The 18841-nt window shown below is 72.8% G+C and carries 17 protein-coding genes and 1 pseudogene; 7 read left to right on the top strand and 11 right to left on the bottom strand.

Translation table 11 applies throughout. From position 1 onward, the window contains the following. Positions 1-119 precede the first annotated feature (119 nt). The 6 genes from prcA to arc all read right to left on the bottom strand — a co-directional run bounded on the left by prcA (position 120) and on the right by arc (position 6254). On the bottom strand, positions 120-941 hold the full coding sequence (gene prcA / locus ACLQ20_RS10580) for a proteasome subunit alpha (protein WP_121398240.1): 822 nt from the start codon (positions 939-941) through the stop codon (positions 120-122). Between the two features lie 61 nt (positions 942-1002). Beyond that, positions 1003-1842, bottom strand: coding sequence for a proteasome subunit beta (prcB, locus tag ACLQ20_RS10575; RefSeq protein ID WP_192581475.1), 840 nt, complete (start codon positions 1840-1842; stop codon positions 1003-1005). Continuing rightward, positions 1761-2447: an endonuclease VII domain-containing protein gene (locus tag ACLQ20_RS10570; RefSeq protein ID WP_425855200.1), complete on the bottom strand. Its 687-nt coding sequence runs from the start codon at positions 2445-2447 to the stop codon at positions 1761-1763. The genes prcB and ACLQ20_RS10570 overlap by 82 nt, the downstream gene beginning before the upstream one ends. A gap of 21 nt (positions 2448-2468) precedes the next feature. Continuing rightward, on the bottom strand, positions 2469-2684 hold the full coding sequence (locus ACLQ20_RS10565; protein WP_088993750.1) for a ubiquitin-like protein Pup: 216 nt from the start codon (positions 2682-2684) through the stop codon (positions 2469-2471). 104 nt (positions 2685-2788) lie between these two features. After that, entirely contained in the window at positions 2789-4306 is a 1518-nt protein-coding gene (gene dop, locus ACLQ20_RS10560; RefSeq protein WP_151455852.1) for a depupylase/deamidase Dop, read from the bottom strand. A gap of 166 nt (positions 4307-4472) precedes the next feature. Continuing rightward, on the bottom strand, positions 4473-6254 hold the full coding sequence (arc, locus tag ACLQ20_RS10555) for a proteasome ATPase (protein WP_151457627.1): 1782 nt from the start codon (positions 6252-6254) through the stop codon (positions 4473-4475). Between the two features lie 177 nt (positions 6255-6431). Here arc and ACLQ20_RS10550 point away from each other — a divergent pair, with 177 nt between their 5' ends. Then, positions 6432-6728 carry a ferredoxin gene (locus ACLQ20_RS10550; protein WP_132237457.1) on the top strand — a complete coding sequence of 99 codons (297 nt, stop codon included), beginning with the start codon at positions 6432-6434 and terminating at the stop codon, positions 6726-6728. Positions 6729-6810: 82 nt separating this feature from the next. Here the strand turns inward: ACLQ20_RS10550 and ACLQ20_RS10545 are convergent, their stop codons facing one another. The 3 genes from ACLQ20_RS10545 to ACLQ20_RS10535 form a co-directional block, all read right to left on the bottom strand. Further along, the gene (locus ACLQ20_RS10545; protein ID WP_151457626.1) at positions 6811-7383 is read right to left on the bottom strand and encodes a hypothetical protein; all 573 of its coding nucleotides are present in this window, start codon (positions 7381-7383) and stop codon (positions 6811-6813) included. 81 nt (positions 7384-7464) lie between these two features. After that, positions 7465-8472 (bottom strand): tRNA (adenine-N1)-methyltransferase, encoded by a 1008-nt coding sequence (locus tag ACLQ20_RS10540; protein WP_425855197.1) that lies wholly within the window; start codon positions 8470-8472, stop codon positions 7465-7467. Beyond that, positions 8469-9527 (bottom strand): site-2 protease family protein, encoded by a 1059-nt coding sequence (locus ACLQ20_RS10535; RefSeq protein WP_370518934.1) that lies wholly within the window; start codon positions 9525-9527, stop codon positions 8469-8471. Before ACLQ20_RS10535 ends, ACLQ20_RS10540 begins: the two co-directional genes overlap by 4 nt. Before the next feature lie 248 nt (positions 9528-9775). Between ACLQ20_RS10535 and ACLQ20_RS10530 the strand changes: the two genes are divergently transcribed. From ACLQ20_RS10530 to ACLQ20_RS10510, 5 genes are all read left to right on the top strand, one after another. After that, the gene (locus tag ACLQ20_RS10530) at positions 9776-10684 is read left to right on the top strand and encodes a RecB family exonuclease (RefSeq protein ID WP_151454180.1); all 909 of its coding nucleotides are present in this window, start codon (positions 9776-9778) and stop codon (positions 10682-10684) included. A 211-nt stretch (positions 10685-10895) separates the two neighbouring features. Further along, a complete protein-coding gene (locus ACLQ20_RS10525) occupies positions 10896-12092 on the top strand; it encodes a sensor histidine kinase (protein ID WP_151454179.1) in 1197 nt (398 codons plus the stop codon). Between the two features lie 25 nt (positions 12093-12117). Next, positions 12118-12804, top strand: a complete 687-nt coding sequence (locus tag ACLQ20_RS10520; protein ID WP_132237447.1) for a response regulator — start codon at positions 12118-12120, stop codon at positions 12802-12804. 339 nt (positions 12805-13143) lie between these two features. Beyond that, positions 13144-13911 (top strand): ABC transporter ATP-binding protein, encoded by a 768-nt coding sequence (locus tag ACLQ20_RS10515; protein WP_151454178.1) that lies wholly within the window; start codon positions 13144-13146, stop codon positions 13909-13911. Beyond that, positions 13911-16460: an ABC transporter permease gene (locus ACLQ20_RS10510; RefSeq protein WP_425855194.1), complete on the top strand. Its 2550-nt coding sequence runs from the start codon at positions 13911-13913 to the stop codon at positions 16458-16460. Before ACLQ20_RS10515 ends, ACLQ20_RS10510 begins: the two co-directional genes overlap by 1 nt. Before the next feature lie 79 nt (positions 16461-16539). Here ACLQ20_RS10510 and ACLQ20_RS10505 read toward each other — a convergent pair whose 3' ends face one another. Then, on the bottom strand, positions 16540-17193 hold the full coding sequence (locus tag ACLQ20_RS10505; protein WP_151454176.1) for an HAD family hydrolase: 654 nt from the start codon (positions 17191-17193) through the stop codon (positions 16540-16542). A gap of 184 nt (positions 17194-17377) precedes the next feature. Here ACLQ20_RS10505 and ACLQ20_RS10500 point away from each other — a divergent pair, with 184 nt between their 5' ends. Next, complete coding sequence (locus ACLQ20_RS10500; protein WP_151454175.1) at positions 17378-17932, top strand: hypothetical protein; 555 nt, start codon at positions 17378-17380, stop codon at positions 17930-17932. Positions 17933-17936: 4 nt separating this feature from the next. On the opposite strand, the pseudogene ACLQ20_RS10495 reads toward ACLQ20_RS10500, so the two are convergent. Next, positions 17937-18728 (bottom strand): annotated as a pseudogene (locus tag ACLQ20_RS10495) (neutral zinc metallopeptidase); the annotation flags it as partial. Positions 18729-18841 lie beyond the last annotated feature (113 nt).

The raw sequence follows: 18841 nt of genomic DNA, 5'->3' as shown, positions 1-18841 counted from the left end.
GGGGGGGGGGGGCGGGGGGGGGGCCCCCCCGGGGCGGGGGCCCCCCCCCCCCCCCCCCCCGGGGGGGGGGGGGGGGCGGGGCCCCCCCCCCCCCCCCCGGCCACCCGGGACGTGCCCTGCTACGCCTCGGGGGTGTCCCGGCCCTCCAGGTCCGCCGAGCCGGCCGACGTGGTGGGCTTCTTCGCCTCCTCGGTCGGCGAGGTCGGCGTCTCCGGGCGGGCCGACACCGGCTCCTCGGCCTTGTCGCCGTCGAGCAGCGCGGTCAACGCGGCCCCGGTGATCCGGCGGAACGTCCGCCCCACCCGGCGACGGTCCAGGACCGCCACCTCCAACTGGTTGGCGGCGATGGTCCGGGCGGCGCCGCCCTCTCCCCCGACGCTGCTCAGCGCCTGCATCGCGACCTTCACCGCCTCGCCCAGCGACATGTCCGGACGGTGGTGGGACTTCAGCACGCCGGTGATCGCCTCGGCCTGCCCGCCCATCGCCATCCGGCCCGGCTCGTCGTTGACGGATCCGTCGTAGGTAAGCCGGTAGAGCTCGTCGTCCTCGGCGGTGGTGCCGACCTCGGCCACGCAGATCTCCACCTCGAACGGCTTCGACTGCTCGGTGAAGATGGCACCCAGGGTCTGCGCGAAGGCATTCGCCAGGGCCCGGCCGGTGACGTCACGCCGGTCGTAGCTGAGGCCGTTCAGGTCGGCCATCCGCACGCCGGCGCGGCGCAGGTTCTCGAACTCGTTGTAGCGGCCGACGGCGGCGAAGCCGATCCGGTCGTAGATCTCACTGACCTTGTGCAGGGCGCTGGAGAGGTTCTCGGCGACGAAGAGCACCCCGCCCTCGTAGCTCAGGACCACCGCGCTGCGGCCCCGGGCGATGCCCTTGCGGGCCAGCTCGGAGCGGTCGCGCATGATCTGCTCGGGCGAGGCGTAGAACTGCATGGCCACGGCGGCGGTTCTCCTTAGGGCGCTGTGCTGACGGCTGCTGACTGGTACGGGCGGGAGCGGATCAACCGCCCGGGTTCTCCATCCGGCCGGAGACCACGCTCTCGGCGATCGCCGACATCTCCTCGTCGGTGAGCCGGTGGGTGCCCTCCGCCGTCGCCGTCATCACCACCGGGTAGATCCGCCGGATCAGGTCCGGGCCGCCGGTCGCGGTGTCGTCGTCGGCCGCGTCGTAGAGCGCCTCGACCGCGAGCCGGACCGCCTCGTCGATGGAGAGCCCCGGCTGGAAGCGCTTCTTCAGCGCCGACCGGGCGAAGAGCGAGCCGGAGCCGATCGCGTCGTAGCCGGTCTCCTCGTAGGGGCCGCCGGTGACGTCGAAGCTGAAGATGCGGCCGGCCCGCGCCGGGTCCTTCGCGGCCAGGTCGTAGCCGGCGAAGAGCGGGATCACCGCGAGACCCTGCATCGCGGCGCCCAGGTTGCCACGGATCATGGAGGCGAGCCGGTTGGCCTTGCCGTCGAGCGAGAGCATCGCGCCCTCGATCTTCTCGTAGTGCTCCAGCTCCACCTGGAACAGTCGCATCAGCTCGATGCCGATCCCCGCCGTGCCGGCGATGCCGACCAGGGAGTACGCGTCGGCCGGGTGGACCTTCTCGATGTCGCGCTGGGCGATCAGGTTGCCCATGGTGGCCCGCCGGTCGCCGGCCATCACGACACCGCCGGCGGCCGAGATAGCCACGATGGTGGTCGCGTGCGGCGCCATGTCGGCGGCCATACCCGGCGGCAGCGGCCGGCGGCCGGGCAGCATCTCGGGGGCCACCTTGCTCAGGAACGAGGTGAAGGAGGACGTCCCCGCGTTGGTGAACACATCTGGTAGACGCCCGGATGGATCAAAACCCGCTGCCACGTGGTTCCTCTCAGATATGTGATCGCCCCGGCCAGCCGCGACCGATCGTCACGGAACTGGCCAAGGCCACCGTTGCAGTTGAAGCACAATATCCCGCGCACCCACCCGGTGCGATGATCGTGGTCGAGATGTTGGGGATCCGGTGTGCCACAGATCGCGCACACCCCGCCTTGCTCGGCCAGGAGCTCCTGGAACTCCTTCTCGCCGATGCCGTAGCGCCGCCGCAGGTGGTACTCGCGACTGCCGCCGTGGAGCCGCGTCCGCGACTCCCTGCCCTTCTCGTTGTGGCAGGGCTTGCAGTATCGGCCGTGGCCGTCCCGCCCGGATCGGTTACGGGGAAAGTCCGCCAGCACCTTGACCGCATCGCACGCCGGACACCAGCGGTACCCTTCCGGCACCGCCGGTAGCTGACGCACCTCACGCCCATCCCGTTCCCGGACGCGCTTCGCGTAGCTGGCCTTCGAACGCGCGTTGAAGCAAGGTTTGCAGTAGCTGCCACGACCGTCTGGTCTCCTGCTGTTGGCGCAGAAGTCCGCTAAGGGCTTCCACACGCCGCAGTCGCGGCAGAGACGCTCGCCGTTCCGGTCATCCCACTGTCGAGGCATGTCCGAAATGCCGGTTAGACCCTATTCACCCCCTTTTTGGACATAGCCGCGCACGAATTCTTCGGCGTTCTCCTCGAGGACCGAGTCGATCTCGTCGAGCAGGTCGTCGACGTCCTCGGTGATCTCGGCGTGCCGCTCCGCCACTTCCGGGTTCGCCTCGGTGGTGACGTCCTCGATCTCCTCGCCCTGACGCGACTTGCCCGACTGCGACTGCCCGCCGCTGTCACGAGTGGCCATTGCTGCCTCCTCCACGATCGCCCTGCGATCAACTTACCTCGCGGAGGCGACGAAAAGCCCGCCGCGCGCCGCGTTCGGCACCCGACGGGCAATCGTCGACCCGGTCAGCCGCCGGTGAGGGTCTCCAGCAGATCCTTGGCGCTCGCACAGCGGTCGAAGAGCGCCCCCACGTGCTTGCGGGTGCCGCGCTCCGGCTCCATCATCGGCACCCGCACCAGCGACTCCCGGCCGACGTCGAAGATGACCGAGTCCCAGCTGGCCGCGACGACCTCGGAGGCGTACTGGGCCAGGCAGCGGCCGCGGAAGTAGGCCCGGGTGTCCTCCGGCGGTTCGGTCATCGCCGTACGCGTCTGCTCGTCGTCGAGCAGCGTCTTCATCGCGCCCCGGGAGACCAGCCGGTGGTAGAGGCCCTTCTCCGGGCGGACGTCGGAGTACTGGAGGTCGACCAGTTGCAGCTTGTGCGAGCCCCAGCCGAGCTGCTCGCGCTCCCGGTAGCCCTCCAGCAGCCGCAGCTTGGCCACCCAGTCCAGCTCGTCGGCGCAGAGCATGACGTCGCGGCCCAGCCTGTCCAGCACGCGCTCCCAGCGGGCGAGCACGTCGAGGGTCTGCTCGTCGGCGTCGGTGCCGTAGCGGTCGTCCACGAAGGACCGGACCCGCTCGTAGTAGGCCCACTGGAGGTCCAGGGCGGTCAGCCGCCGCCCGTCGCGCAGCCGCATCCGGTGCGTCAGGGACGGGTCGTGGCTGACCGCGCGCAGCTCGCTGACCGGGTCGGCGATGCCGAGGTCGGGGCCGAGCGCCTTCTCCTCGATCATCGTGAGGATCAGCGCCGTGGTGCCGACCTTCAGGTAGGTGGAGATCTCCGACAGGTTCGCGTCGCCGATGATGACGTGCAGCCGGCGGTACTTGTCGGCGTCGGCGTGCGGCTCGTCGCGGGTGTTGATGATCGGCCGCTTGAGGGTGGTCTCCAGGCCGACCTCGACCTCGAAGAAGTCCGCACGCTGGGAGATCTGGAAGCCGCTCTGCCCGCCGTCCTGGCCGATGCCGACCCGGCCGGCGCCGCAGACGATCTGCCGGGTCACGAAGAACGGCGTCAGGTACGCGACGATGTCGGCGAACGGCGTCTGCCGGCGCATCAGGTAGTTCTCGTGCGAGCCGTAGCTGGCGCCCTTGTTGTCGGTGTTGTTCTTGTAGAGGTGGATCGGCTGGGTGCCGGGAATCGTGGCGGCGCGCCGGGCCGCCTCGGCCATCACCCGCTCCCCCGCCTTGTCCCAGCGCACCACGTCCAGCGGGTTGGTCACCTCTGGTGTGGAGTACTCCGGGTGGGCGTGGTCGACGTAGAGCCGCGCGCCGTTGGTGAGTATCACGTTGGCCAGCCCGAGGTCCTCGTCGGCGAGCGCCTCGGCCGGGTCGTACGCGGCACCGGAGTAGGTGAAGCCGCGCGCGTCCCGCAGCGGCGACTCCTCCTCGTAGTCCCAGCGGGCGCGGCCGCCCCGGTTGAGTTCCGGGCGCGCCCCGTAGGCGTTGACCACCTGGGAGGAGGTGACCATGGGGTTGGCCCCGGCCTGGCCGGGAACGGAGATGCCGTACTCGACCTCGGTGCCCATGATCCGTCTTACGCTCATCGACCTACCCGCTTCGCTCGCCCGACCCGGTCCCCCGTCACGTCGAGCGTAGTCGGCCGCGCGGCGGATGGGGGCGCGGCGGACCGGGGCGGCGGGGGCGGAGAGGCGGGCACGGACGGGACGGGGCCCGTGGCGCGTCGCGCCACGGGCCCCGTGCGGGTGTCCGTCAGAGGTACTGGCCGGTGTTGCTGGCGGTCTCGATGGACCGGCCGGCCTCCGCGCCCTTGCCGCCGGAGACGAGCGTGCGGATGTAGACGATCCGCTCGCCCTTCTTGCCGGAGATCCGGGCCCAGTCGTCGGGGTTGGTGGTGTTGGGCAGGTCCTCGTTCTCCCGGAACTCGTCGACGCAGGCGTCGAGGAGGTGCTGCAGGCGCAGGCCCTTGCGTCCGGAGGTGAGGAACTCCTTGATGGCCATCTTCTTGCCCCGGTCGACGATGTTCTGGATCATCGCGCCGGAGTTGAAGTCCTTGAAGTAGAGGACTTCCTTGTCGCCGTTGGCGTAGGTGACCTCGAGGAAGCGGTTCTCCTCGGTCTCCGAGTACATCCGCAGCACGACCGCGTCGATCATCGCCGCGACGGTGGCCTGGGGGTCGCCGCCGTGCTCGGCCAGGTCGTCCGGGTGCAGCGGCAGCCCGGCGAGGATGTACTTGGTGAAGATGTCCTTGGCCGCCTCGGCGTCCGGCCGCTCGATCTTGATCTTTACGTCGAGTCGGCCGGGTCGCAGAATCGCCGGATCGATCATGTCTTCCCGGTTGGAGGCGCCGATGACGATGACGTTCTCCAGCCCCTCCACGCCGTCGATCTCGCTGAGCAGCTGCGGGACGATGGTGTTCTCCACGTCGGAGGAGACACCGGAGCCCCGGGTCCGGAAGATCGAGTCCATCTCGTCGAAGAACACGATGACCGGTGTGCCCTCGCCGGCCTTCTCGCGGGCCCGCTGGAAGATCAGCCGGATGTGCCGCTCGGTCTCGCCGACGTACTTGTTGAGCAGCTCCGGGCCCTTGATGTTGAGGAAGAAGCTGGTGTGCTTCTCCTTGCCCTCCCGCTCGGCGATCTTCTTCGCGAGCGAGTTGGCCACCGCCTTGGCGATCAGCGTCTTGCCGCAGCCGGGCGGACCGTAGAGCAGGATGCCCTTCGGCGGGCGGAGCTGGTGCTCGCGGAACAGGTCGGCGTGCAGGAAGGGCAGTTCCACCGCGTCGCGGATCTGCTCGATCTGCGAGTGAAGGCCACCGATGTCGGTGTAGTCGACGTCGGGCACCTCCTCCAGGACCAGTTCCTCGACCTCGCTCTTCGGGATCCGCTCGTACGCGTACGCCGAGCGGGGCTCGATCATGAGCGAGTCGCCGGCCCGGATCGGCGAACCGATCAGGGTGTCGGCGAGGTGCACGATGCGCTCCTCGTCGGAGTGCGAGACCACCAGGGCCCGGTCGCCCGGGCTGCCGTCGGGACCCGCGAGGATCTCCTTGAGCATCGCCACCTCGCCGACCCGCTCGAAACCGAACGCGTCGACGATGTTGAGCGCGTCGTTGAGCAGGACCTCCTGGCCGCGCCGCAGCTCGGCGACGTCCAGCGAGGGCGAGACGGCGACACGGAGCTTGCGTCCGCCGGTGAAGACGTCCACCGTGCCGTCGTCGTGCCGTGCAAGGAAGACGCCGTAACCACTCGGCGGTTGCGCGAGGCGGTCGATCTCCTCCTTGAGCGTCACGATCTGCGCGCGAGCCTCCTTGAGGGTGCTCACGAGCCGGTCGTTGTTCTCGGTCAGCCGCGCCAACTGTGCCTGGGTGGCCGCCAGCCGCTCTTCGAGCTGCCGGACGTGTCGGGGGCTTTCGGTCAACTTGCGCCGCACCAGAGCGAGTTCCTCTTGAAGGAACGCGACCTGCGTGGAGAGATCGTGGGCCTCCTTCTCCCACCGTGCGGCGCGCGAGTCCGCGTCGTCGCTGCGTGCCACGTCCCACCTCCCCGGGGGGCTTGAACGTTCTGCCCTAACACTAGCCGCTATGAGGCCGATTCGGTCCCACGCAACGCGCTCGTCACCGAACCTTGATCGCGAAGGGTGGCCCGGGGGGCCGGTACGGGCGTTCGGGTACCGTCGAGGCGTGGGACGGGAGAACATGGGGGGTGCGCCGTGGCGCAGGTCGTGACGGACGAGTTGCAGGTCTGGGTTGACCAGGATCTCTGCACGGGCGACGGGCTCTGCGTGCAGTACGCGCCCGAGGTCTTCGAGTTCGACGTCGACGGGCTGGCGTACGTCAAGGGCCCCGACGGCGAGCTGCGGATGGCGCCGGGCAGCCGGGTCGACGTGCCGGAGCACCTGCGCCTCGAGGTGATCGACTCGGCGAAGGAGTGCCCGGGCGAGTGCATCCACGTGGTGCGCGGCAGCGACGGCGTCGAGGTGGCCGGCCCGGAGGCCGAGGAGGACTGACGGCCCGGCCCTCCCGCGCGAGCGCGGGGGAGGATCGAGACGTCCGGGAACCCCGCCTGCGCGGACCACCCGGGCGTACGCCTCAGAGCATCGGTCGGCCGACCACCGAGGCGACCAGGCGGGCGAACTCCTCCAGGCGGGCGATCTGTCCGGCGCCGCCGTCGTCGAGGGTCTTGCCGAAGCGCAGCGCGTCGTGCCGGGGCGCGCCCACCGCCTCGTCGCTGGGCGGCGCCTCGTCCAGCGAGGTGAGCAGCAGGTAGACGTCGATGCTGTCCACCCGGATCCCGCCGTCCTCGGCGCGGGTGAGCCGGCGCCGGCAGCCGACCTCGGTCACCGTGGAGACCGGCACCACCCGCAACGACGAGGTCATCGAGCCCGGTGGCCCCTCCTCCGGCGGCACGTCCTCGCCGTGCCAGAGGACGAGGCGGCTGCCGTCGCAGACCACGACCTCCTGCCACACCCCGTTGACCTCGTTGACGAAGCGTTCCAGGGTGAAGCCGAGCACCGAAGCGCCGCGCAGCACCCCACCGAGCGCCTCGAGCGCGACGTCGGGGTCCCGCAGGTACGCCCGGGCCGCCGATTCGAGGTCCTGGTAGGGCGACCAGTCCGGGAACACCGCCGGCAGGTCGCCCCCGCCGAAGCCGGGCCGGCTCATGACACCTCCCCGTGCCCGGCCCGCCGGCAAGCGCCGACGGGCGGGATCCGTCCGTTCACTCCTCGTCGCCCCGCTGCACCGTCACGGCCGTTCCGTGTCCTCGGCCGCCTGCTGCGCCGAGGCAGCCGCCGCCTGCCTGGCGGCCTCGGCCTCGCGCAGCGCCTGGCGGCGTTCGGCGTACGCCTCGGCGCCCTTGCTGGGCTTGCGGCGCCGCGGCGGTGCGGTGACGCCGGGGGCGAGCTTACGCGCGGAGACGAGGAACGCGGTGTGCGCGATCATGCGGTGGTCCGGGCGCACGGCCAGACCCTCGGCGTGCCAGTCGCGCACCAGCGACTCCCAGGCCCGCGGCTCGGTCCAGCCGCCGCGCTCACGCAGCGCCTCGACCAGCTCGGACAGCTGCGGGGTGGTGGCGACGTAGCCGATGAACACGCCACCGGGCACCAGCGCCCGCTCGACCATGTCGAGGGTCTCCCACGGGGTGAGCATGTCGAGGATGATCCGGTCGAAGCCGGTCTCGGCGCACCCGGCGACGTCGCCGACGTGCAGGTGCCACGCCGGGTGCGGCCCGTTGAAGAACGCCTCGACGTTGCGCCGGGCGATCTGGGCGAAGTCGTCGCGCACCTCGAACGAGTGCAGCTCGCCCCCCGTGCCGACCGCACGCAGCAGGGAGCAGGACAGCGCGCCGGAGCCGGCGCCGGCCTCCAGGACCTTGGCGCCGGGGAAGATGTCGCCCATGGCGACGATCTGGGCGGAGTCCTTCGGGTAGATCACCTGGGCGCCGCGCGGCATGGAGAGCACGTAGTCCGACAGCAGCGGTCGCAGGGCCAGGAACGCGGTGCCGCCGCCGGTGGTGGTGACCACGCTGCCGTCGGGCAGGCCGATCAGCGCGTCGTGCTCCAGGATGCCGCGGTGGGTGTGGAACGCCTTGCCCGGCTCCAGGGTGACCGTGTGCATCCGCCCCTTGGGGTCGGTCAGCTGCACCCGGTCGCCGATCCGGAACGGGCCGCGGTGCACGGGGGGCAGCGCCGGGGTGTCGGCGGGCACCGGGGTACCCGGGTCTGCCGGGGCGGCGGGGGGAGTTGCGGTCACGTGTTCATCTTCCGTTGAGGTTCGAGGAGCTGAGCCAGATCCGCGATGTGCAGAATGCCCACGACATCTTCGCCTGAGGTCACCACGTACTGCGCGCCCGGGTGGGTCTGCACGGTCTCCATCACGCCTTCCCCGTCGAGTCCCACCGGCATCGCGGGCAGGTCGGGCAGGGATCGGGCGACCGCGTCGACGGCCAGCCAGGGGCGGCGTTCCACGGGCACGGCGTCCGCCGCCGCCGGGTCGACCAGGGCGACCGGCCGGCCGGCGGTGTCGGTGACCACGAGGGCGGCGCCCGGGGTGCTCCCGTCGGCGCGCCGGCGGTGCGCCTCGGCCAACGGCGTGCCGGTGGGCACGGCGAGCACGGGCCGGGCCAGCCGGGCCAGGTCGATCAGCGGGAAGCGGCGACTGATCCGGGCCATCCGGATCGACTGCCCGGCGCCGCGCCACAGGGTGAACGCGACGAGCAGCATCAGCGGCAGCGCCAGCGGCGCCAGGTCGCGGGTGAGGGTGAGCAGGGCGACCAGCGCGGCGGTGCCGACGGCGACGACGCGTCCCACCCAGCCGGCGACCTCGGTGCCGCGGTGCCGGTCGCGGGTCACCGCCCAGACCGCCGCCCGCAGCGCCCGGCCGCCGTCGAGCGGCAGGCCGGGCAACATGTTGAACAGCGCGACGATGACGTTGCTGACGGCCAGTTGGAAGGCGAGCTGGTTGGCCAGGGTGCGGTCGGGCAGGGCGAGGGTGGCGGCGACCGCGAGCACGCCGAGCACGGCGGAGACGGCCGGGCCGGCGAGCGACACCAGCAGGTCGATCCGGGGCGTCGGGGCGTCGCGGTCCATCTCGGTGTAGCCGCCGAGCAGCTCCAGGGTGATCCCGCGCACACCGATGCCGTAGCGGCGGGCGGTGAGGGCGTGGCCGAGCTCGTGCAGGAGCACCGAGCCGAGCAGGGAGACCACGAAGCCGAAGCCGATCAGGTAGCCGGCGAGCTGGGACAGCTCGAGCTGGCGGCGGGCGAACTCGGCGTACAGCACGGTCACCAGCAGGGTGAGCAGCACCATCGAGCCGTTGAGGTGCAGCGGCACCCCGAACACCCGGCCCACGGTCAGGCCGCCCCGCGCGTCGGGCCGGCGGCGCGGTCGCCTCGTCTGCTCCATCGGATCGATGCTACGCGGCGGAGATCATGCGCCGGTGTGGTGACGGGACCGGGCGCCGGCGCGGCGACGCGCTGGTGCACCGTCCGGCGACGCGATCATGCACCGGTGCGGCGACGGCGGTGGTGTCACACCGGTGCCCTAACCTTCCGGGCATGACGGCGGAACCGGTGACCACGCAGCATTCCCCGACCCCGGCCGATGTCCCGGCGACGGTGCGGGCCTCGCTGTCGCCGTCACGGGCGGCGGATTTCAAGACCTGCCCGTTGCTCTACCGGTTCCGCAGCATCGACCGGCTGCCCGAGCGGCCGACCGTCGAGCAGGCCCGGGGCACACTCGTGCACGCGGTGCTGGAGCGGCTGTTCGACCTGCCGGCCGCCGGGCGCACCCCGACGGCCGCCGGCGACCTGGTGGCCCCGCAGTGGGACCGGCTCGTCACCGAGCAGCCCGAGCTGGCGGCGCTGTTCGCCGACGGCGACCCGGCGGCGACCGAGTTCCTCCGCTCCGCCGCCGGGCTGCTGGAGGGCTACTTCGCGGTGGAGGACCCGCGCCGGCTGGAGCCGGCCGAGCGGGAGAGCCTGATCTCGGCGGTGGTCGACGAGGAACTGCTGATCCGGGGCTACGTCGACCGGCTCGACGTGGCGCCCGACGGGGCGCTGCGGGTGGTCGACTACAAGACCGGCGGCGCGCCGCGCGAGGCGTTCGAGGCCCGGGCGTTGTTCCAGCTCAAGTTCTACGCGCTGGTGCTCTGGCGCACCCGGGGCGTGGTCCCCCGGGTGCTGCGGCTGCTCTACCTCAAGGACTCGGAGATCTGCGACTACGCCCCGGACGCCGACGAGTTGCTGCGCTTCGAGCGCACCGTGGTGGCGTTGTGGCGGGCGATCGAGCAGGCGACCGCCCAGCAGGATTTCCGTCCCCGCCCGAGCCGGCTCTGCGACTGGTGCAGCCACCAGGCGCTCTGCCCGACCTTCGGGGGCACCCCGCCGCCGTTCCCGACGCAGGCGGCGCCGGATCCGCTGCGCGACGCCCGGTCCCGCCCGACGCCTCCCGGCGCCGACGAGTGACCGGCTGACCGGCGCACCACCATCCGGTGAGGTCCTCCGCCGCTCGGCGGCGGGTTCCAGCCGCCGCACGGCCGGTCGTCTGGCGCTCACGCGGCGGGTGACACCCTCGTCGGCCGCCCCGACGGGGACGAGCTGCTCTCCTCCTGAGGGATGAGGCCGGGCTCACCGCCGGCGACGATCAATCGGCCGCGACGGCGGATAGCGTCGCGGTATGACTTCGGGCCCCCGGGCGTGGCTGCGCCAGCACCCCCTCGCCGCGGACGTGCTCCTCGCCGGCGGGCTCGTCGTGGCGGAGGTGGTGCTCACCGCGTTGACCCCCCGCGAGTACTGGCCGGGGCGCCTGCTGGCGGCGCTGGGCTGGAGCGTGGTCTGCGCCGCCCCGGTGGCGTGGCGGCGGGTGGCACCGTGGGCGGCGGTCGCGCTGGCGGTGGCGACGCTGGCGGTGCCGCTGCTGCTCGGCCCCGCGCCGACCACGCAGGGCATGACCTTCATGGTGCTCACCTACACGGCGGCCGCCGCCGGGCCACCGCGTACGGCGGTCGTGGCGGCGCTGGTGCTGTGGATACCGGTCGCCACCACCAGCGCCCTCGCGCCGCCGCCCGACGAGCTGCTGGCGAACGTCAGTCCCGCCTACCTGGTGCTGAACAACCTGCTGGTGGGGGCGGTGGCGTACTCGGTGGGACGCGCGGTGCACGCCCGTCGGGCCTCCACGGAGGCGCTGCGGGAGCGGGCCCGGGCGGCCGAGGAGAACCAGCGTTCGCTGGCCGAGCGGGCGGTCGCCGACGAACGCCGCCGCATCGCCCGCGAGCTGCACGACGTGGTCGCGCACCACGTCAGCGTGATGGGGGTGCTGGCCACGGGGGCCCGTCGCGTGCTGCCGAAGGACCCGGACGCGGCCGACGGGGCGATCGCCACCATCGAGGAGACCAGCCGGGCGACGCTGCGGGAGATGCGCCGGCTGCTCGACGTGCTGCGTACCGACGCCGAGCCGGCCGCCGAGCTGGCTCCGCAGCCGGGGCTCGCCGGCATCGAGGCGCTGGTGGAGCAGGTGCGCGACGCCGGCCTGCCGGTGACCCTGCGGGTCGAGGGCACCCCGGCGACGCTGGAGGAGGGGGTGGCGTTGACCCTCTACCGGATCACCCAGGAGGCGCTGACCAACGCGCTCAAGCACGCCGGCGCGGCCACCGCCCAGGTGCTGCTGAGCTTCGACGGGGACACGGTCGACGTGGAGATCGCCGACACCGGGCGCGGCCCCGGGCCCGACGGCGACCGGATCGGGCACGGCCTCGTCGGGATGCGGGAGCGGGTCGCCCTCTACGGTGGTGTCCTGCGTACCGGGGCGCGGCCGGGCGGGGGCTTCCGGGTGTCGGCGAGGATCCCGGTGGAACCCCGGGGCGCGGCGGCGTGACCGGGGATCGGGACGGGGGAATCAGGTGACCGACGCGACGGTGCCGGCACGGCCGGTACGCATCCTGCTCGCCGACGACCAGCCGCTGCTGCGTACCGGCTTCCGGATGGTGCTGGGCACGGAGGACGACCTGGACATCGTCGCCGAGGCCGCCGACGGTCTGGAGGCGGTGGAGCTGTCCCGCCGGCTGCTGCCCGACGTGGTGCTGATGGACATCCGGATGCCGCGGATGGACGGGGTCGCCGCGACCCGGGCGATCGTCGACGCCCGGCTGCCGGTGCGGGTGCTGATCCTGACCACCTTCGACCTGGACGAGTACGTGGTGGGGGCGCTGCGGGCCGGGGCGAGCGGCTTCCTGGCCAAGGACGTGCCGGCCGACGACCTGGTGGCGGCGATCCGCACGGTGGCCGCCGGGGACGCGGTCGTCGCGCCGCGCATCCTGCGGCGCCTGCTGGACCGCTTCGCCGACGCGCTGCCCGACCCCGCAGCCGCGCCGCCCCGCACGCTGAGCGCGCTGACCGAGCGGGAGCGGGAGGTGCTCGTGCACGTGGCCCGGGGCCTGTCCAACGCCGAGATCGCCCGGGCGTTGTCGGTCAGCGAGACCACCATCAAGACCCACGTCGGGCACGTGCTGACGAAGCTGGGGCTGCGCGACCGGGTGCAGGCCGTGGTGCTGGCGTACGAGTCGGGTCTGGTCCGCCCGCGGGCGTAGCGCCTCGTCGCCGGCCGGCGCGGGCCGCGTACCCGGGGATTCGCCACGGCACGCGGCGCGGTTGCCGCCGTCACCTACCGTGACCGGAGACGTCGCCGCGCGGTTGACCCTGACGCGGCGTCACTGTGCAGGATCGGTCCCGGCCGGCGGAACGCCCTCGCCCGGCCGCCCACTCAGGGGCAACCCTGAGTCGGCATTGGGGGGCACCCGCAGCGCGAAATCCGCCACGGCTCCGACCGGAGTCGGAGGGATCGGGGCTGGCGAGCACAGATGATGGGACTGCCGTGCCGGACCAGCGGGGGCGGCGCGGACCGAAGACAGACGGAAGAGGTAGATGACGTGACCGCGACGGTAGGCCAGCAGGCGCAGGCCGCGGCCCGGGCGAACGACGTGTGGAAGGTGTACGGCAGCGGCGAGGCGCAGGTCATCGCGCTGCGGGGGGTCAGCGCGGAGTTCGAGCGGGGCCGGTTCACGGCGATCATGGGGCCGTCGGGCTCGGGCAAGTCGACGTTGATGCACTGCCTCGCGGGCCTGGACTCGGTGACCCGGGGCACGGTGTCGATCGGCGACACGAAGGTCACCGGCCTGGGCGACGCGGGCCTGACGAAGCTGCGCCGCGACAAGGTCGGCTTCATCTTCCAGCAGTTCAACCTGCTGCCGACGTTGACGGCGAAGGAGAACATCCTGCTGCCCCTGTCGATCGCCGGACGCAAGCCGGATCCGGCCTGGTACGACACGGTGATCGCCACGGTCGGGCTGCGGGACCGGCTGGACCACCGACCGGCGCAGCTCTCCGGCGGCCAGCAGCAGCGGGTGGCGTGCGCCCGGGCGCTGGTCGCCCGGCCCGAGGTGATCTTCGCCGACGAGCCGACCGGCAACCTGGACTCGCGGGCCGGCGCGGAGGTGCTGAACTTCCTGCGCAACTCGGTGCGCGAGCACGGGCAGACCATCGTGATGGTCACCCACGACCCGACCGCCGCCGCGTACGCCGACCGGGTGGTCTTCCTCGCCGACGGGCAGATCGTCTCCGAGCTGATCGAGCCGACCGCCGACACGGTGCTGGACACCATGAAGAAGCTGGACACCCCCGCCGAGGTGGCGCGCTGATGTTCCGCGCGACCCTGAAGAGCCTGCTGGCCCGCAAGGTCCGGCTGATCCTCTCCGGCCTGGCCGTGGTGCTGGGCGTCATGTTCGTCTCCGGCGCGTTCGTGCTCACCGACACCCTCGGCCGCTCGTTCGACGCGATCTTCGCCGACGCGTACGAGGGCGTGGACGTCAACGTCGCCGCCAAGCCGAAGATCGACATCGGCGAGACGGAGGGCATGCCGGTGGCGGCGCCGGTGCCGGCGGCCACCCTCGACAAGGTCCGGGCGGTGCCCGGCGTCGCCGAGGCCACCGGCGTGGTCGGCGTCGACGGGGCGCGGCTGATCGGTGGCAACGGCAAGGTGGTCGCCTCGTTCGGCCCGCCGCAGCTCGGCGAGAACTGGACCGGCGAGAGCGACCTGGTGCGGCTTCGCGAGGGGCGGGCCCCGCAGGCCGACGACGAGATCGTCATCAACAAGGCGCTCGCGACGGCCGGCAAGGTGAAGGTCGGCGACCGGGTCGGCGTGCTGACCCTCCAGCCGAAGCAGGAGTTCACCATCGTCGGCGTGTTCGGCTACAGCGGCGGCCGGGACTCCATCGGTGGCGCCAACGAGATCATGTTCACCACGCCGGTCGCGCAGAAGCTGATGCTCGGCGCGCCGGACACCTTCAGCAACCTCTCGGTCACCGCCGCCGACGGGGTGTCCGACGAGGCGCTGCGCGACGCTGTGGCCGCCGCGGTGGGTGCCGAATTCGAGGTCAAGACCGGTACGCAACTGTCCGAGGACGCGGCGGCCGGCATGAAGGAGGCGCTGTCCTTCTTCAACCGGATCCTGCTCGGCTTCGCCGCGGTGGCGCTGCTGGTGGGCACCTTCCTGATCCTCAACACCTTCTCGATCATCGTGGCGCAGCGCACCCGCGAACTGGCGCTGATGCGCGCCGTGGGGGCCAGCGGCCGGCAGATCATCGGCTCGGTGGTGCTGGAGGCCATCGCGGTGGGGCTGGTCGCCTCGGTGCTGGGCCTCGGCGCGGGCATCGGCATCGGCGCGCTGCTGGCGTACCTGTTCAGCACGTTCGCCGGCGGGCTGACCCTGGCGGGGATCGGCGTGCCGCTCTCCGCGGTGGTCGGCGCGTTCTCCGTCGGTCTCGTGATCACCGTGGTGGCGGCGCTGCTGCCGGCGCTGCGGGCGTCGCGGATCCCGCCCATCGCGGCGATGCAGGACGTCGCCACCCCCGACCGCCCGCTGACCAAGGTCACCGTGGCCGGCGCGATCGTCACGGCCGTGGGTGGCGCGCTGCTGGCGCTGGGGCTCACCGGAAACGCCGGGGGCAACACCCTCGCCACCATCCTCGGCGGGGTGCTGTTCGCCTTCATCGGCGTGGCCCTGCTGACGCCGCTGATCAGCCGGCCGGTGGTGAGCCTGCTCGGCGCGCTCTTCGCCTGGTCGGTGCCGGGGAAGCTGGGCCGGCTCAACTCGGGGCGCAACCCGCGCCGCACCGCCATCACCGCCGCCGCGCTGATGGTCGGCATCGCGCTGGTCACCGGCGTGACGGTGATCCTGGACTCCGCGAAGAGCAGCATCGGCGGGCTCGCCCAGGACAGCCTGAAGGCGGAGCTGGTGATCGCCGGGGCGCAGAGCGGCCCCCGGCCGCCGAGCTTCGACCCGGCGGTGCTGGAGAAGGCCGCCGCGATCCCGGGGGTGCGCCTGGCCGACGGCGAGTACGGCGACCTGGCGATGGTCGGCGGCGAGCGCACCTGGGTGGCGGCGAGCAGTGACGTCGCCGCGCTGCGGCTGATCTTCGGGGCCGAGCCGACCGCCGGCGACATCGACCGGTTGGCGCCGGACGGGATACTGGTCAGCTCCGACACCGCGACGGCGCGCGGCCTCTCCGTGGGGTCGAAGGTGCCGGTGCAGACGTCCCGGGGCGAGGCGCGGACGTACACCGTGACCGGCATCTACGCCAGTTCCCAGCTGACCAACCCGGTGGTGCTGCCGGCGGAGGCGGCGAGCGGCTTCGCCATCCCGCAGCCCATCCAGGGATTCATCCAGCTGGCGCCGGGCACCCGGGTGGCCGACGTGCAGCCGCAGATCGAGGCGCTGCTGGCCGACTCCCCCGAGGTGTCGGTGGCCGACCGGGAGGCGTTCATCGAGCAGCAGACCGGTCAGCTCGACGGGCTGCTCATGATGATCCAGATCCTGCTGGCGCTGGCCATCGTGATCGCCGTGCTCGGCATCATCAACACCCTGGCGCTGTCGGTGCTGGAGCGCACCCGGGAGCTGGGGCTGCTGCGGGCCATCGGCCTGCGCCGGGCGCAGACCATGCGGATGATCACCGTGGAGGCGGTGGTGATCTCGGTGTTCGGCGCGCTGCTCGGCGTCGTCGTCGGCGCCGGCCTGGGCGCGGCCGTGGTCGAGGCGCTGCGCGACGAGGGCATCACCGACCTGGTGCTGCCCTGGACCCAGATGGGGATCTTCCTCGGCCTCGCCGCGATCGTCGGGGTGGTCGCCGCGGCGCTGCCTGCGGTCCGGGCCGCCCGGATCAACGTGCTCGGCGCCATCGCCCACGACTGATCCCACCGCACGACGAGGGCCCCGCCGGTCGGCGGGGCCCTCGTCGTCTCAGGCGCCGGGCGGCGGCGCCCCTCGTCCGTCAGGCGCCCGGCGGCGGCGCGCCGAGCAGGGCGGCCAGCAGCTCCAGGTCCGCGCCGGTCAGGCTCTCCAGCTGGTGTACGCCGTCCAGCGGCGCGATCGGCACCTCCGCCGGTACGGCCAGCACCGCCGCGCCGGCGGCGAGCGCGCTGGCCACCCCCGTGGGTGAGTCCTCGATCGCCACGCAGCGGGCGATCGGCACGCCGAGCAGCCGGGCGGCGGTCAGGTACGGCTCCGGGTGCGGCTTGGCCGCCTCGACCTCGTCGCCGCAGACGACCGCGTCGAAGCTGTCGCGCCCGAGGGTGTCCAGCGCCACCTCCACCAGGGGCCGGCCGCTGGAGGTCACCAGCGCCGTCGGGATGCCCGCCGCCCGGACGGCCCGCAGCAGGTTCAGCGCGCCGGGGCGCCAGCGCAGCCCGGTGCGGAACAGCTCCAGGATCCGGGCGTTGATCCACGCCGCGCTGGCCTGCGGGTCGCGCCCCGGCTGGCCCAGGTCGTCGTGCAGGAGGCGCATCGACGCGGCCATGCTGGAGCCGATCATCGCCTTGCGGGCCGGATCGGAGAGGGTGCCGCCGTACTCCGCCGCCAACTCGTGCAGCGCGACGTCCCACAGCTTCTCACTGTCGACCAGGGTGCCGTCCATGTCGAAGAGCACGGCGGCGGGGTGGTGGCTGTTCAGCGGGTCCTCCCTCGGGTGCGTACCCCGGGATCCTCTCAGCCGCCACGCCGCCGGCGCGCGCCCAGGTGCCGCGGGGTGACCTGGCCGACGGGTTGCGCGCGGGCGCGAGACTCGGGACAACCGGCCGCCATCCACGGCGGTCCCTCGCCCGGAGGTCGCCATGCGCGTCCGATCCCTGGTCTCCCGGTGCACCGTGATCCTGCTGGCCGCCGCCGCCGCGATCTGGCCGGCCGGGCCGGCCGCCGCCGCGAGCCTGCCGCTGGAGCGGTGCTACGGCCTGGAGACCCCCCAGCACGAGGATGAGCGGGACTGGTTCGCCCCGGGCAACGTGCACACCACGTGGCCCTCCCCCGTGGGCATGGTCGACCGGGACGTGTTCCGGGTGTCCGCCCTGGGCAAGGTCCGCATCGACCACTGGGGCACCCAGAAGTCGATCGCCGGCGAGCTGCCGCTGGCCGGCAGCGGCTGGCCCGCGCCGGACGCTCCCCGGTACGCCCTGATCGCGAAGGTGACCTCCGGTTCCATGCTGGTGCTCAGCACCGGGCTGTTCTACGGCTCGGGCCGGTGGTTCCCGGTCGGCGCCGGCAGCGGCTGCATGCTCTACTACAACGCCGGTGCGCCGTCGCGGCTGGTCTTCTCCTTCAACGACCCGAACCTCGGCGACAACGGCGGCGGGGCCTCGGTGTGGGTGCGGCAGTGGTGGGGCGAGTTCTGACCGCTCAGGTGAGGCCGCAGGCGGCCAGGGACCGTTCGTAGCCGCGGAAGAACGACTCGGTGCGCTGCTCGGCGGTGCCGTGCGAGCCCTCGGCGAACCAGGGCTGGTCGGGTGCGTCGCCGACGGCCAGCAGCCCCTCGCGGAACTCCTCCAGGTCGCCGTCGGCGAGCCGCAGTGCCTTCGAGCGCACCGAGTCGCCGAGGTACGCCCCGGCCATGCAGTCGGCCTGCAACTCCTGCTGGATGGTGTAGGAGTGGCGGATGCCGAGCCGGGCCTGGATGCCGTGCGCGTACTCGTGGCCGAGCAGGTAGAACACGAACGCGTCGCCGACCTGTCGGAACGCGCCCACCGACCATCTCACGTCGTAGGCGATGAAGTCGCCGGCCGAGCAGTAGACGGCGTTGTTGCGCGGTAGCGGCTGCCCGCCGCAGGAGACCTCCCCGGCGCGCTGGTACGGCACGATCCGGCTGATCGGGCGGAAGCGCTGCCCCGAGGCACGGAACTGGGCGGCCCAGTACCGCTCGGCGATGCTCTGCGCGTCGGCGACGTCCTGCCGGAACTCCGCGACGCTGGTGGTGCCGTCGGCCCGGGTCTGCTCGGCGCCGGGCGAGGCCGGGCCGCCGGGGCGCCCCGGAGCGGGCTGTCCGTCGGACTCGGACACCCCGCCGACCACGCACCCGGCCGCCGCGACGAGGGCCACCAGCAGGCCGGCCAGCGCGCTTCGCGACCGGCCCTGCACACGCGTCGTCACAGTGCCCTCCCCAGCGTCGGCGTCACGACTTCCAGTACCCCCGCGGCGGGTCCGCCATACCGGGGCAGGGAGGTGGGCGACGCCTCGGACGGCGACGGTTCACCGGTCCGGCCGTGCAGCACCGCCGGCCTGACTGGCCGGTCGACGGGGCAGGGCGG

Origin of the sequence: Micromonospora sp. DT46, assembly GCF_049841735.1 — a bacterium.
GTDB classification, from domain to species: Bacteria; Actinomycetota; Actinomycetes; order Mycobacteriales; family Micromonosporaceae; genus Micromonospora; species Micromonospora reichwaldensis.
This window is presented reverse-complemented; position numbering and strand designations above follow the sequence as displayed.